Source organism: Marinobacter sp. ANT_B65 (assembly GCF_002407605.1).
Classification (GTDB): domain Bacteria; phylum Pseudomonadota; class Gammaproteobacteria; order Pseudomonadales; family Oleiphilaceae; genus Marinobacter.
This window is the reverse complement of sequence record NZ_NXGV01000002.1, coordinates 318,033-332,457: the sequence shown is the minus strand read 5'-3', so window position 1 is coordinate 332,457 and position 14,425 is coordinate 318,033. Positions and strand designations below refer to the sequence as shown.

General features: G+C 57.2%; 11 protein-coding genes. 6 read left to right on the top strand and 5 right to left on the bottom strand.

The window, feature by feature from the left end:
* The first annotated feature begins 2 nt into the window (after positions 1-2).
* Genes CPA50_RS11630 through CPA50_RS11615 form a run of 4 tightly spaced genes read left to right on the top strand, consistent with a single transcriptional unit; the run spans position 3 to position 4,485 of the window.
* Positions 3-1,415, top strand: coding sequence for a DUF2868 domain-containing protein (locus CPA50_RS11630; protein WP_096782678.1), 1,413 nt, complete (start codon positions 3-5; stop codon positions 1,413-1,415).
* Positions 1,412-2,842 (top strand): GTPase/DUF3482 domain-containing protein, encoded by a 1,431-nt coding sequence (locus CPA50_RS11625; RefSeq protein ID WP_096782677.1) that lies wholly within the window; start codon positions 1,412-1,414, stop codon positions 2,840-2,842. The genes CPA50_RS11630 and CPA50_RS11625 overlap by 4 nt, the downstream gene beginning before the upstream one ends.
* A 50-nt stretch (positions 2,843-2,892) precedes the next feature.
* Complete coding sequence (locus tag CPA50_RS11620) at positions 2,893-3,288, top strand: ectoine synthase (protein WP_014869413.1); 396 nt, start codon at positions 2,893-2,895, stop codon at positions 3,286-3,288.
* Between the two features lie 6 nt (positions 3,289-3,294).
* Positions 3,295-4,485, top strand: coding sequence for a CynX/NimT family MFS transporter (locus CPA50_RS11615; RefSeq protein WP_096782676.1), 1,191 nt, complete (start codon positions 3,295-3,297; stop codon positions 4,483-4,485).
* A 132-nt stretch (positions 4,486-4,617) separates the two neighbouring features.
* On the opposite strand, the gene CPA50_RS11610 is transcribed toward CPA50_RS11615, so the two are convergent.
* Complete coding sequence (locus CPA50_RS11610; RefSeq protein ID WP_096782675.1) at positions 4,618-5,793, bottom strand: type III PLP-dependent enzyme; 1,176 nt, start codon at positions 5,791-5,793, stop codon at positions 4,618-4,620.
* Positions 5,794-6,120: 327 nt separating this feature from the next.
* On the opposite strand from CPA50_RS11610, the gene CPA50_RS11605 reads away from it, so the two are divergent.
* The gene (locus CPA50_RS11605) at positions 6,121-8,475 is read left to right on the top strand and encodes a fatty acid cis/trans isomerase (RefSeq protein WP_096782674.1); all 2,355 of its coding nucleotides are present in this window, start codon (positions 6,121-6,123) and stop codon (positions 8,473-8,475) included.
* Positions 8,476-8,491: 16 nt separating this feature from the next.
* On the opposite strand, the gene CPA50_RS11600 is transcribed toward CPA50_RS11605, so the two are convergent.
* A complete protein-coding gene (locus CPA50_RS11600; RefSeq protein WP_096782673.1) occupies positions 8,492-9,313 on the bottom strand; it encodes an ATP-grasp domain-containing protein in 822 nt (273 codons plus the stop codon).
* 157 nt (positions 9,314-9,470) lie between these two features.
* On the opposite strand from CPA50_RS11600, the gene CPA50_RS11595 reads away from it, so the two are divergent.
* Positions 9,471-9,839 (top strand): DUF6746 family protein, encoded by a 369-nt coding sequence (locus CPA50_RS11595; protein ID WP_096782672.1) that lies wholly within the window; start codon positions 9,471-9,473, stop codon positions 9,837-9,839.
* Positions 9,840-9,847: 8 nt separating this feature from the next.
* Here CPA50_RS11595 and hrpB read toward each other — a convergent pair whose 3' ends face one another.
* From hrpB to CPA50_RS11580, 3 genes are all read right to left on the bottom strand, one after another.
* On the bottom strand, positions 9,848-12,337 hold the full coding sequence (hrpB, locus tag CPA50_RS11590) for an ATP-dependent helicase HrpB (RefSeq protein WP_096782671.1): 2,490 nt from the start codon (positions 12,335-12,337) through the stop codon (positions 9,848-9,850).
* Positions 12,338-12,401: 64 nt separating this feature from the next.
* On the bottom strand, positions 12,402-13,619 hold the full coding sequence (locus CPA50_RS11585; protein ID WP_096782670.1) for a YbfB/YjiJ family MFS transporter: 1,218 nt from the start codon (positions 13,617-13,619) through the stop codon (positions 12,402-12,404).
* 97 nt (positions 13,620-13,716) lie between these two features.
* Positions 13,717-14,382, bottom strand: coding sequence for an SCO family protein (locus CPA50_RS11580; protein ID WP_096782669.1), 666 nt, complete (start codon positions 14,380-14,382; stop codon positions 13,717-13,719).
* Between the last annotated feature and the right edge of the window lie 43 nt (positions 14,383-14,425).

The following is a 14,425-nucleotide window of genomic DNA, read 5'->3' as shown; positions in this document are numbered from 1 at the left end:
TCATGACAGAGAAACCCTTGCGCCTGCTGCTGGATTTTGATGCCTGCGCCCAGAGAGACAAAGGCCAGGCCCAGGCATTCCTGCACCGACGGGACCGCAAGTTTGCACTCATTTGCGAACAGCAAGGCGTCATGCCCGGCCCGGAGCGCTGGATGGCACATATGAACCATCTCAGCGGTCCTGGCGCAGGCACCTCAGCTGCGGAACAGACTCTGCGCTTCTGGCACCGGATCAACAGAGGTTTTATGTTGGCAGGGGCCCTGCTGGGCTTGCTGACCATGCTCGGCCTGCTGTTTTATGATGGCGGCCAGCGCATCAACGTTACCGTTATTCTGGCCTTTGTAGCTTTCCAGCTGCTGCTCGCGCTGCTGACCACGGCCCAGTCTCTGGTGGGCTGGCAGCCATGGCGCAGGCTGCTCAGGCGCTTCCGCAACAATCCGGAGTCTGCCATATCCACAAAGCTCCAGCCCGTTCTTATGGCGCGGGCCGCCCAGCTTGGCGGATTGTGTTTTGCTTTCGCCGGGCTCGCAACCTTGCTGGTTATGGTGGTGCTTCAGGATCTTGCCTTCGGCTGGAGCACAACGCTCGAGACCGACGCCAGCAGCTACTACCGTATGATCTCTGCAATTGCCGCACCCTGGGCCTGGCTGTTGCCGGCCGCAGCGCCTGATGCTGCACTTGTGGAAGCTACCCGTTTCTTTCGTGCCACCACAGGAGAGGGCAACGTGGACCCGGCCCTCTGGGGTCAGTGGTGGCCCTTCATCGCCATGCTCTGGACAACCTGGGCGCTACTGCCGAGGCTCGTTCTTTCCATACTGGCGGGCATGCTGATCCGGCGTAAAGCCCGCCACCTGCTGGCCAGCCACCCGGCACTACGCGCACTGATGTACCGCATGGAGACGCCGGTTCTTGAGACTGGTAACGAATACAACGATGCCTCCGACCTCCCAGGCACCGGCACCCGCCTGGGTCTGCAGCCTTTGCCGGATTCACGCATAGTGCTGTGCTGGGCGGGTGCGGGCGATCCGGAGCTGCCAGACACCCTGAGCACAGGCAAGAGTCTGATTGCCAACGCGGGCGGCAGAATGACTCTGGCGGAAGACCGGCAGGCACTGGAGCAAGTTGCCACCCAACTGGCACAAAATCCTGGCCTGCCCGTTCTCCTGGTTACCCGTAGCTGGGAGCCGCCCACCGGCGAGCTGGAAGACTTTCTCGCCAGCGCCCGGAAACTTTGGCCAGAAGGAACTAAAGTTGTCCTGGTGCCTCAGACAAACCACACGGAGCTGGAGCCGGATACACCGCAGGTTCAGCAATGGCTGAGGTTTGCCGGGCGGGCGGGCCCGGATTTCGTGACAGTCAGCCTTGTACCAACACAGAGAACCGCTCCCGATATGGAAGGGGGGATTACCGAATGAAAAACGCCCCCATATTCGCTGTCGTGGGTCATCCGAACAAAGGCAAATCCAGCATAGTTGCAACGCTGTCACAGAATGATGCCATCGCCATCGCAATGGAACCTGGTACGACGCGCACGCGGCAATCATACCCACTGAAAGTGGATGGCAAAGTACTCTACACCCTGGTGGATACACCCGGCTTTCAGCGCCCCCGACGAGTGCTGGAATGGCTGGAAGCGCACAGCGTTTCGGCATCTGATCACAGCGAAACCGTACGTGCGTTTGTGATGCAGCATCAGGGCGACGATCGCTTTACCGACGAGTGTGAACTGCTGACCCCTCTGATAGAGGGCGCCGGTATTATCTACGTCGTGGACGGTTCCGCTCCCTACAGTGCCCAGCATGAAGCGGAGATGACCATTTTACGCTGGACGGGACAGCCCAGCCTGGCTCTGATCAACAGCATCGGGGACGACGATTACAGTGACACCTGGCAGGCCGCACTGGGGCAATTCTTCCAGGTTGTACGCAAATTCGACGCTGTTCGCGCCCCGTTTGAACAACATCTCAGCCTTCTGCGAGCCTTCGGCCAGCTTGAACCCGACTGGGAACAGGCTCTGGATCAGGCCACCCATCATCTGTCCGCCCAGCGCAGGCAGCGGCGGCAGCAGGCGGCGCGCATTATTGCCAGGGCCCTGGAAGACATGATGTCACTCCAGGAAAAGCGCACCCTGACTCTGGACCAGGCCTCTGGTACCAGCGACAAAACCCTGGCAGACCAGCTCCGGCAGAACTGGTACCGGCACCAGCGCCAGCGGGAACAGTCTTTGCGGGTTGAGATCGAACACCTGTACCAGCACCAGACTATCCGTCGTCAGGAAGCCGAACTCGAATGGCATAGCGACCATGATCTGTTCTCGGAAGACAGTCGCAGGCACTGGGCCGTCAGCAAACGCTATCTGGCTACCGCAGGCTTCGGTGCGGGTGCGGTCAGCGGCGCCGGACTGGACGCAATAACTCTGGGCTCCTCTCTCGGAACCGGAGCTCTGGTCGGAGGACTCATCGGTGCAGCCGGAAGTTATTTTTACGGAGGCCGGTTAACACTTCCGGTACTGAACATCGGGCTGCTCCGGGACGGCCTTAAAACCGCCACATTCGGGCCTGTCCAGGACAGTCAGTTCGGTTATGTTGTTCTGGGACGAGCGGTGGATCACTGGTGGCACATAAGCCACCGCAACCACGCGGGCCGGGAGCTGCTCGATCTGGAGCCGGCAGACCACCACTGGCTCGAAAGCCTCGACAAAAAGAGCCGACAGACCATTCAGCGAACTCTCGACAAGTGTCGTAAAAAGCAAGTTCTGGATGAAGGCCAAAGACATAAATTTCAGGCCTCCATTGAGCAATGCATGGCGGTTTATGACGACTGGCGGTTGAACCGGACCTGAAAGGGGTGTTTATACTGTAAGGCTATTCCATCACAAAACGGGGAATGCTAATGAAGATTGTACGAGTTAAAGACATCATTGGTACCGAACGCGAAGTTCATGGACCAGGCTGGACAAGCCGTCGCATGCTGTTGAAAAAGGACGGTATGGGATTCTCTTTCCACGAGACAATCATCCCTGCAGGCGCTGAACTGAACCTGTGGTACAAGCATCACCTGGAAGCGGTTTATTGCGTAGCTGGCAACGGTACCATCACCGACAAGGCGACCGGTGAAACCCACGAGATCTCTGACGGCACCCTTTACGCCCTCGACAAGCATGACCAGCACACCCTCCGCGGCGGCACTGAAGATATGCGTCTGATCTGCTCGTTCAACCCACCCGTCACCGGGCAGGAAGTACACGACGAAGACGGCGCCTACCTTCCGGATACCAGCGAAGACTGATCGGCCTTGTCTTTACCTGAACATCCCGCAACGTCCACACCGCCACCGGCAGCAAACCTGCTGCCGGTGGCGGTGTTACTTTGGCTGGCCGGAGTTTATCTGCGCATTCCCATTCTGGTTGCGCCACCGCTGGCACCGTTTATCGGTGATGAACTGGCACTATCCCAGACCCTGACCGGCGCTCTGACCACACTGCCCATTCTGATGCTTGCTATAGGCGCCATGCCCGGCTCGCTATCCATATCCCGCATAGGCCCGCGCAACACACTGGCCCTCGCCATGGCCATCATGGTCATCGGCTCCGCAGGCCGGGGGCTCGCGCCAGACACTCTCACCCTGATGCTCACCAGCACCGTTATGGGCCTTGGCATTGCCATGATGCAGCCCGCTCTGCCTGCACTGCTGCCGCGCTGGCTGGAACCCAAACACCTGGCCTTTGGCTCGGCTATCTACATGAATGGCATGCTGATGGGCGAATTCATCGGTGCGGGCATTACCCTGCCAGTTCTCATGCCCCTGCTGGAAAACAGCTGGCGGGCAACCATGCTGGCCTGGTCATTACCGGCATTGCTGATCACCGCCGCCCTGTTCCTTCCCAAACGTGACCTGGCCCGCCCTGCCCACAAAGTCGCCTGGTTACCAGACTGGAAAAACCCCCTGACACTCAGGCTTGGTTTGTTGCTTGGCGCATCGGCCTCCCTGTTTTTTGGCGTAAACGCTTATATGGGCGCGCTGCTGGAACAAAGAGGGGAGTTTGAAAACCTCTCCGAAGCCCTGTTCTGGTTCAACTTCGCCCAGGTAATAGCCTCACTGCTGATGCTGAAAATGGCCCGCCACTGGGTCGGCCGGAAAGCTCCATTGGTGACCATGCTGGCGTGCGGTCTGCTGGGAGCCTCGGGAGCACTGCTATTTACCGGATGGTGGGCCATAGCCAGTGCAACCTTCATGAGCTTCACCGTCGGCGTGTTACTGATTATGACCGTAGCACTGCCACCGCTGCTGGTGCCCGCCAGCGAAACCGGCCGCTTATCGGCCGGCAATTTCCTGGTAGGCTATACCATTGCTTTCGTCATCCCCATGCTTGGCGGCTTGCTCTCTGACTGGACCGGCGACATAAGACATGCCATAGCCGTAATGATTGCCTACGGCATCCTCGTCTTGCCGTTAGCCATCAAACTAAACCTGCAACGGCAGTAAAGCAGCCCTGCCAATGATTGACGGTGCAGGGCCGGGGCGCGGGGGCGTCTTTTCCTCTGGGAAAAACAACTCGCTGCGCTCAGACATTTTTTCCCGACGGAAAAGACACCCCCACACCCCAGCCTTCTGACTTTAAATGTAGTAGTCCTTTAAAGGGGGGAACCCATTGAACTCCACTGCGCTGTATGTCGTGGTGTAGGCCCCTGTAGAAAGCCAGTACATACGATCGCCAATAGCCAGATTCAGTGGTAACGGATACTTGTGGTGCTCGTACATGATGTCCGCACTGTCACACGTCGGCCCGGCAATGACACAGTCTTCGCCTTCACCTTTTTTATCCGTCCAGATCGGGAACTTGATCGCTTCATCCAGCGTCTCAATCAAACCATTGAACTTACCCACATCGGTAAATACCCAGCGGTGCAGAGCTGTGCGGGACTTACGGGCAATCAATACCACTTCACTCACCAGCACGCCTGCGTTTGAAATCAGCGACCGGCCTGGCTCAATAATGATCTCAGGCAATTCATCACCAAAGTCCTCTTTCAGGAACCGGGTAATCTCCGCCGCATATACACTCAACTCATTGGTCCGGTTTATATAATTGGCGGGAAAGCCACCGCCCATGTTGATCATCTTCAGTTCAATGCCGTCTTCTTCTTTCAGGCGCTCGAAAATAACCTTCACCTTGTTTAACGCCGAGTCCCAGGCACCAATTTCCCGCTGCTGAGAACCCACGTGGAACGAGACACCATAGGGCACCAGGCCCAGATCCCGGGCCAGTATCAGCAGATCCATTGCCATATCACTCTCACAACCAAACTTGCGGGAAAGCGGCCAGTCGGCTGTTTGCGTGCCGTCGGTCAGAATGCGCACATACACCTTCGCACCCGGAGCCGCTTTGGCAAGAGTACGCAGATCCGCCTCGGAATCCGTGGCAAACATACGCACACCTTTCTCGTAGAAGGTGCGAATGTCGCGGGCCTTCTTGATGGTGTTGCCATAGCTGATCCGGTCGCCAGTCACCCCAAGCCCCATAACCTTTTCCAGCTCATACACCGAGGCAATATCAAAGTTCGCACCCTTGTCCCGCAGCATAGTCAGAATCTGCGGAGCCGGATTGGCCTTCACCGCGTAATAAACACTGGCATACGGAAAGCCTTCCACAAGCTCATTGTATTGACGATCAATGGTGGCGGTATCAATCACCACAAACGGTGTCTCTTTGGTATCTGCAAACGCCTTGATCCGGTTAAAGGTCTCAGCGGCATAGTAATCAGCGATGTTAGCGTTGGCTGACTCGGTCATTGATGGTGTGTCCCTCCTGAGGGAATACAGCGCAGGCGCCGGAACCAGAATGGCCCCGACAATAATCGCGATAATCGGGCTTTTCTCACCCCTCAGATATGAGCACATCTACCCATAATCTGTAGCACCTGAGAAATCACCAAAATGGCTGTAAGGCCGCAGGTGGGGAGGGCGTCTGCTCTGGGAAAAACAACTCGCTTTGCTCAGACATTTTTTCCCGGCGCAGACGCCCTCCCCATCTACGGCTCCCCCCCAAAACAAGCCTTAGCGAACCTCAACCAAACCCTCTATAATCCACCAACATAAAACAACCATCACAGGCCCCCAATGGCGCAATTCATCACAGCAGCCCTTATCGCCCTGCTGTTCCTGACTGGCTGCGCCGAAAATACCTCGCCGCCCACGTTCAAGCAGGCTCTTCCCACCGCCACCCAGCAACCGGTCAGCTTCAACGAAGACGTTCGCCCCATTGTGGAAACCAAATGTCTGGCATGTCACAGCTGCTTCGACGCCCCCTGTCAGCTCAAAATGGAGTACTCCGACGGTCTCATTCGCGGTGCCCATAAAGACGCCGTGTACAATGGCGCACGCCTGAAAACCCAACAGGCAACCCGGCTGGGTATCGATGCTCAAACCGAACAACAGTGGCGGGACAAAGGCTTTTACTCGGTACTCACCCGGGGCGACCAGACCCGCAGCCTTTTTGAAAACATGATCCGGCTGGGCAAGGAATATGAATTTGCTCCCAACAGCAAGCTGCCAGACGACATCGAATTAGGGCTTTCCCGTTCCAATCAGTGTGTCAGCAACGCCGACTTCTCTGACTATGCCGGAGACCATCCCTACGAGGGTATGCCGCTGGCTATGACCGGCCTGACCGACGACGAATACGCCACGCTAACCGGCTGGCTCAACCAGGGCGGAGCCATCAGCCCGCTGGTTACCCTGGTAAGCGAGGCAGAGCAAAACCATATCGGACACTGGGAATCCTGGCTCAATCGAAGCGACCTGCGCCAGCAGCTGGTCAGCCGCTGGGTCTATGAACACCTCTACCTTGCCCACCTGTATTTCGAGGAAAACGGAGCCAATACCCGCTTCTTTGAAATCGTGCGCTCACGCACCCAGCCAGGCACGCCCATCGTCATGATCGCAACCCGTCGCCCCAATGACGACCCGGAAAGCCGGGTGTACTACCGGTTGCGCCCGGTAGCGGGCAGCATCGTGCACAAGCGCCACATCACCTTCGCGTTTGGGGAAAAACAGCTTGAACGTACCCGCGAATTGTTTGAAACCGGTGACTGGCAGGTAGAAACCATGCCGGACTACAGCCGGACCAGCCGCGCTAATCCATTTGTAACCTTTGCTGATATTCCGTCCAAAGCGCGCTACCAGTTCATGCTCGACAACGCCGAGTACTTTACCCGCACCTTCATTCGCGGGCCGGTGTGCCGGGGCCAGATTGCCACCGACGTAATCCGTGATCATTTCTGGGTGACCTACCATGACCCGGAAGACGATCTGTATGTAACCAATGCGGAATATCGCAGCAAGGTGAATCCGTTGCTGGCCCTGCCAGGGCAGGACAGCGCCCTGCTGGATCTGGGCGAGAACTGGAGCGATTACAAAGGCAAGCGCAATCAATACCGTGAGCTGCGAAACAAGGTCTACGCAGAGGCATATCCAGAGGGAGCATCGCTTGATCATATCTGGGACGGGGATGGCAACAATACCAATGCACTGTTAACCGTCTTCCGCCATCACGATAACGCCTCTGTACAACGTGGCCTGATCGGTCAGGTTCCGCTGACCAGCTGGTGGATGGACTACCCACTTTTCGAGCGTACCTACTACGAGCTGGTGGTGAACTTTGATGTTTTCGGTAATGTGGCTCACCAGGCCCAGACGCGCCTCTATTTTGACCTGATCCGCAACGGCGGTGAACAGGACTACCTGCGTCTGGTGCCATCCGGAGAGCGCAACCGGGTTCTACAGAACTGGTATCAGGGCGCGGGCGAGCTGAAACTGAACTTCAGCTATGCCAGCATGGACGAGACAGCCCCTTCGCAGGTGTCCTATGCGACTTCGGCATTTAACGAAGAGCTGGGAGCGCGCCTGCTGACGCACTTTCGTGATCTGAACGCTGAGCGGGACGACCCCATCAATCGCTGCGCTGGCAGTGACTGTGGCCGAAAAGACGAACCGGAATGGATTCGCAATGCGGATCAGGCACTTTCCGAACTGGCAGCAATCCGGGCCGAATTCCTGCCTGCGATCAGCTACCTGCCCAACGTCACTTTCCTGCGGGTGTACAACGAGGAAGGCGAACGTACGGTGTATACGGTCATCCGTGACCGCGCCCACAGCAGCGTCGCCTTTCTGCTGGGAGAAGATCTGCGCTACCAGCCAGAGAACGACAGGCTGACCATTTACCCGGGAATAATCGGCAGCTACCCGAACTTTATGTTCGACATCCCGGCATCACAGCTTGGGCTGTTCAAAGACCGGATGAAAGGGCTGAAAGCAGAGGAGCAAAAAGCCTTCGAAGCACTGGTAGGCATATGGGGTGTGCGGCGCACCCATCGGCAGTTCTGGGAAATCCTTCACGACATCACAGCCTGGCAGCGGGAGCACCAGCCCCTGCAGGCAGGCATTTTCGATATCAACCGCTACAGGAATCTGTAACCGGAGAGCTCCGGTTTCAGACGGCTATCAGAGGGTGGGGAGGCTCAGGGGTATTGGACCCACCCGGATCCCTGGGTTCACTCTGTTGCTGCAGATATTCCAGGATGGCGTCCTTCAGGTCGCTGCCCTGGCCCAGCCCCTGGTTGCCGAACAAGCGGTTAAACTCGAGCACGTATGGGTAGCCTTCCACCAGCGCAATATCAAACCCGGCGTGATCTACTTCCAGTTCCCGTGCAAGCCTGAGGGCGAGGTCAGTCATCACCGCAGGCACCGGGCTGCTGTCAATCTGCCCGCCCTTTGAGATATTGTTGTAGAAGCCCTGATCAGCCTGCGTGCGCCAGTATGCAGTGACGACTTTGTCGCCCACTATCACTATGCGCGCGTCGCGATCCAGCGGCAGGTACTCCTGAACGTAAAGAACATCGGTACGCTCGCAATACCTGCGCCAGTCATCACGGGTTTCAATCAGCCAGACACCTTCGCCCATGCTGGCCTTGGGCAGCTTCGCCACAAAGGGCAACGCCATAACACTCCAGATATGCTCCCGCTCCTGAGCACCATTGCCTTCAATAATGGTCCAGGGAATATGCTCCGGAGCTACCGCCTCAAAAGCGCGGGTCATTTCCACCTTGTCATGACCAATGAGATAGCTTGCAACGCTGGGAAAAACCCGGCATTTCAAACCATATACCAGAGCATTGAGCTGCCAGTATTCGGGGAAAAGTACCCAGTCTGCATCGCGCAGCAATTCTTTATGGCTCAGGAAGTGCTCCGGCTTGACGACGGTCGTGTCGGGGAAACCGAGGGTGCGGAAAACGTTAAACGATACAAGGTGCATGAGCAGGGTCGCGCAGATAAAAGTGAGTAAATTTTAGGCAGTTTTGATCTGCGCGCAAGCTTTTTATGAGCAGGCTTGACTACGGTCATGGAACACACAAACCATATTGATAATAATTCGCATTACATTATTAGTTCATCTGCCCTGGAGCCATACCATGACAAACCTTCGCCACTTTACTGCTGTAGCAGCTTCCCTGTTGGTTGCAGTACCTGCATTTGCCAGTAACACCGACCACTTCAAAGGAGAGCCGTCGCATACCCTTGAGCAGGCGGTTACCAACTTTTCCCAGTACAACAAAAAACTGGAAAAAGTGCTGGCCGGCGACCTGACTCCGGAAGCCATGAACGAGGTGCACCAGCTCACCTACACCCTGGAAAATGCCCTGCAAAAGCTGGATGACGAAATCGACGAACTTGAGGAAACCCTGGAGAAAGTCCACAAAGCATCTGAGCGCGCAGATACAGACACTGTTCGCAATGCTGGTAAACAATACCTCACCAATAGCCGGAAAATTGTGAAGTAAGCTCCGGGTTACTTTCTTTTCAGACCCTGCTGAGCGACTGCGGTCAGCGGGTCTTCCGGCCAGGGATGTTTGGGATAACGTCCACGGGTGTCTTTACGCACCTGTGGATAAACATTCGACCAGAAACTGGCAAGGTCCGCTGTAACTGCCAATGGCCGCCGGGCGGGCGAGAGCAGATGTATCAACACAGGAACCTTGCCTCCCGCAACCTCCGGCGTTTTTGTCCAGCCGAACAACGCCTGTAATTTCGCCGCCAGAACCGGGCCGTTTTCAGCGGTATAATCCAGGTTGACGGAGCTTCCGGTGGGAATAGTCAGTGCAGTCGGAGCAAGTTCTGCCAGTTTCTGTTGCTGCGGATACTCCAGCAAGCTGTTCAGGGCGTTCTGCAGGTTCAGCCTGGTCAGTTCAGACCAACGGTTGATGCCTGTCAGGAAAGGCGCAAGCCATTGCTCCAGTGCCTCTGTCAGCGCCTGTTCGCTGACGTCCGGCCATTGCCCGGGGAAGTGTTCAGCCAGCAATGCAACCCGGGCCTGCCACTGCCTGGCACCAGGGGTCCAGGGCAGGCTATCCAGCCCTTTACGCCGTATGGCCGCGAGCAAGCCCTTCTGAATCAACCCGGGGGAGACTTTATTCAGAGGTTTCTCTGCAAGAAGAAGTGAGCCCAGCCGCCGGGATCTGCGGGCAACCACCGTGCCGCGTTTATCATCCCATTCTGCCTCATCCTGTTCACTTATATGGGCTGCCAGATCGGTTTCCAGGGCTGACAGGTCTACCGGTGCCGCCAGGTAAATGGTTGCCTCTTTTGCCTTGCCATCCAGGTCCGCTGCCACCAGCCACTCATGCCGTGCCAGGCCATCATCATCCCGCAACAGAGCACCTTTGCCATTGCTGAGCTGGTACCTTGGGGTATCGCCCGGCCGCCGCTTGCCAATCCGGTCAGGATAAGCGAGTGCTAACAAACGTCCGACTTCAGTGTCCGTCGGCATCTCTTCCGGTTTACTTTTTCCACCTGTTTCCGGGCCTGCCAGACGCTTTGCCTGCTGGCTCAGTGCCTGCAGCCGGCGCGCATCTATGCGCTGGGAGCCGCGCTCACCACGAAGTACGCGGATACGCTCATGCATATCGGCACCCGCTCCCGGGCCCAACAGGTCCCGGTCTTCCAGCAACGCGGCTAACTCAGCCGCCAGCCTGCCAAGCCCCAGAGACCGACCCAGTATCACCATGTGCGCCAGGCGGGGGTGAATGCCTAATGCCCTTGCGGATTTTCCATGCCCCGTGATTGCACCATCACTGTCCAGCATATCCAGCCATTGCAGCAACTCCACTGCCTGCTGCCAATGTGCCGGTGGTGGTGGGTCAATCCACACCATCTTGTCCGGTGAGCGGGCCCCCCACTGCGCCAGTTCAAGTACCAGAGACGCCAGATCCGCCTCACGAATCTCCGGTGGCGTAAATTCTGCCAGCCCGAACTGTTCCGACTCACTCCATAAGCGGTAACAGACACCCGGTTCTACTCGCCCTGCACGGCCTTTACGCTGCTCTGCCGAGGCCTTCGAAACCCGCCCGGTCATCAGCCGTGTCATCCCACTGTTTGGGTTAAACACGGCCCGGCGTTGCTGGCCGCTATCCACTACCACCCGCACGCCTTCGATAGTCAGGCTGGTTTCCGCAATCGCGGTTGCCAGCACCACTTTGCGGATTCCGGGTGTTGTCGGCGCTATAGCCTGATCCTGCTCAGCGGCATTAAGGTTACCAAACAGAGGCGCCACCACAACATTCCGGGCCACCTGCCCGGCCAGAGCCTGAGCTACCCTGTGAATCTCCCCGGCTCCCGGAAGAAACACCAGTACCGAGCCTGGCTGTTGTGCCAATGCTTCTGTAATCACGGCAACCACCTGGTCCACCAGCCGTGGATTGCGCTGTGTGGACGGGGCAGGCCGGTAAAATATCTCCACCGGGAAAGCCCGTCCCTCACTACTTAATACAGGTACATCCCCCAGCATTCTGGCAATGGGGGCTGTATCCAGTGTGGCGGACATTACCAGTACCCGCAGATCCTCCCGCAGTGCTTCCTGAGTCTCTCGCACCAGAGCCAGCCCCAGATCGGCCTGTAATGAGCGCTCATGAAATTCATCAAACAGCACTGCAGCGTACTCTTCCAGCATGGGGTCGCTCTGGATCAGCCGGGTAAGAATCCCTTCAGTGACAACTTCTATGCGCGTCGTACCGGAGATCCTGGTATCCAGGCGCGTCCGGTAGCCTACTGTCTGTCCGGGCTTCTCTCCCAGTTGCGAGGCCATGTACCTTGCAGCTGACCGGGCCGCCAGCCGCCTTGGTTCCAGCATCAGTATTTTCCGGCACTGCAGCCAGGATGCATCCAGCAGGGCCAGAGGCACGCGGGTGGTTTTACCGGCACCCGGAGGTGCCTGCAGCAACGCCGTGGTGGTCTGCTCGAGGGTTTGTTTTAACTCTGGGAGGATATGATCTATTGGGAGCACTTTTTTGCTCTGACTTTGGGCGCGGAATATTGGCTCATGAGCTTAACATGGTTGAGCCCGGGTATTATCCGTCGGTACGGATCGTTCTTGCGTGCCAGGCTTCAGGGCGGGGAACGAAGAAGACGAAGATCAGGCCAAAAGCCAGTGCCCCAACGCCAATTCCGAAAGCGGAAACAAGGGTGCCACCGGCATCCAGCCATTGTTTGGTCAGCCATGGACCAACCATTTGGGTGAAGCCGTAGAGGGCCACCATGGCGGCAGATAGTCGCGGCCCCTGGTGCGGGTGCAAGGCACGGCCGATACGCTGCGTCAGCAATACAGTACCAAGGAAAGTGCCGCCTACCAGTGCAGCACATAGTACCAGGCCAACAGCTCCCGGCCAGAGAACGACGCCCAGCACCCCCGCCAGCTGAATCAGAAAATTCAGCTTGAGGGCAGGTATATCGCCCATTTTTGCACCGAGTTTATTCCACACCCAGGCGGCCGGAATAGTGCACAGGGCGACGATGAGCCAGGTTCCGTCGAGCAACCAGTGGTCAGCTTCCAGCTCCAGGTTCGCCAGCAGAGGCAGGAAAGTCATAGGAAGAATATAGCCCAGCCCTGCCCCCGCATAGGAAAGGAACAGCGGAATACTGGCCCGGTCGATGAGTGGAGTGGTAACTGCGGCTTTGCCGCCACCGCCGGCTGGGTGATCCTGCAGCTCCAGACTCGATAGCCTGAAAGCACCCCACAGAGCCAAAGGGATGGAGATCAGAGCCGCTGGCCACCAGCGTTCAGCGCCTTCCAGCCAATCGGCAGTGCCGGATACCAGCCCGCTGGAAACCAGCAGACCCAACCCCACACCTATGTATACAAGCCCACTCATACTGGCACGATTGCGTAACACCAGCCATTCAAGAATCAGCGCCGGAGCCTGTACGAAAATCACACCATTGGCGACGCCGTTCAGCCAGCGGCTGACAGAGATAACGATCAGACTATCCGTCTGGGTTATGAAGACTGTGGTTATAACGTGCACAGCCAGAAAAGCGGGAAGCAGAACGCGAATCTGGCTGACCCTGTGCCAGCGAATCGCCAGCATGGCGCCCACCAGGTAACCAAAGTAATTCCAGGTAGCAACCGCCGCGCCCTCTGGCGCAGAGAACTGCGCATCATCCACCAGATAAGGCAGCAGCGGGGTGTAGATAAAACGACCAAGCCCGTGCACAACCATCAGCATAATGGCGCCAGCAGCCAGAACGCCAAAGAGCTCTTTCGGGGTGGTGTGATTCAGCTGCGGCATAAGGTCTGTTCCGGCGGGTTTGTTTTCAGCCGGGCAGTTTATGCGAGTCGCACTGTTGTGTCAGCCTGACCTTGGCAGAATAACCGGTCCAGCGGCCTCAGGATGAGGCCTTGTCATGATTGATTTTCGCCCACAGATAGATGCGCTCGAAAGCCTCAGCCAGCTGCTCCGGGTTATGGGGCGGTTGAATAACGGCAGCGAGTTCACCATCCGGGTTCACCAGCGCGAAATGCCCGCTGTGGTCGACCAGCAACTGCCCATCCACCTCGCGATGCACAAAAACCGCACTCAGGCTTTTCGCCAACTCACGCAAGGTTTCCAGATCCCCGGTTAAACCATGAAAGTTCTCACCAAAAAAGCCTGTGTAGGCCTTTAGCTGCTCCGGCGTGTCGTGCTCCGGATCTGCACTGACCAGAAGATAGTCCGGCTGCGGCAACTCATTTGACAGCAGTTTATCGGTACGGCGCAGATTCGCCATGGCCGCCGGGCAGATATCAGGGCAATTTGTGTAACCCACGAATGCAAACGTCCACCGCCCCTTCAGGTTCTCCCGGGTTACGGTTTCTCCGTTTTCATTGGTAAGTGTAAATTCTGCCAGCGGCCGCGGCTGGTCATAAACATAAGTGTTCATTTCAGCCAGATCCGGCGCCGGTGCGGGTTCCCCACCATCGGCCAGAAACACCTGCCGCCCTACAACCCCACCAAAAATCAGCACCACCAGTAGCAGAAGTGCAAACAAGGTCACCCGAACTGAACGATTCATCATTACTCCAATTGGCCAACTCAGCAGTAACGCAATGACAGCA

What these genes read in the sequence shown, in the direction of transcription:
- CPA50_RS11600 (WP_096782673.1), bottom strand. Translation starts at nt 9,313, where the DNA reads ATGCACCTTGTATCGTTTAACGTTTTCCGCACCCTCGGTTTCCCCGAC.
- CPA50_RS11630 (WP_096782678.1), top strand. Translation starts at nt 3, where the DNA reads ATGACAGAGAAACCCTTGCGCCTGCTGCTGGATTTTGATGCCTGCGCC.
- CPA50_RS11620 (WP_014869413.1), top strand. Translation starts at nt 2,893, where the DNA reads ATGAAGATTGTACGAGTTAAAGACATCATTGGTACCGAACGCGAAGTT.
- CPA50_RS11610 (WP_096782675.1), bottom strand. Translation starts at nt 5,793, where the DNA reads ATGACCGAGTCAGCCAACGCTAACATCGCTGATTACTATGCCGCTGAG.
- CPA50_RS11580 (WP_096782669.1), bottom strand. Translation starts at nt 14,382, where the DNA reads ATGAATCGTTCAGTTCGGGTGACCTTGTTTGCACTTCTGCTACTGGTG.
- CPA50_RS11605 (WP_096782674.1), top strand. Translation starts at nt 6,121, where the DNA reads ATGGCGCAATTCATCACAGCAGCCCTTATCGCCCTGCTGTTCCTGACT.
- CPA50_RS11595 (WP_096782672.1), top strand. Translation starts at nt 9,471, where the DNA reads ATGACAAACCTTCGCCACTTTACTGCTGTAGCAGCTTCCCTGTTGGTT.
- CPA50_RS11585 (WP_096782670.1), bottom strand. Translation starts at nt 13,619, where the DNA reads ATGCCGCAGCTGAATCACACCACCCCGAAAGAGCTCTTTGGCGTTCTG.
- CPA50_RS11625 (WP_096782677.1), top strand. Translation starts at nt 1,412, where the DNA reads ATGAAAAACGCCCCCATATTCGCTGTCGTGGGTCATCCGAACAAAGGC.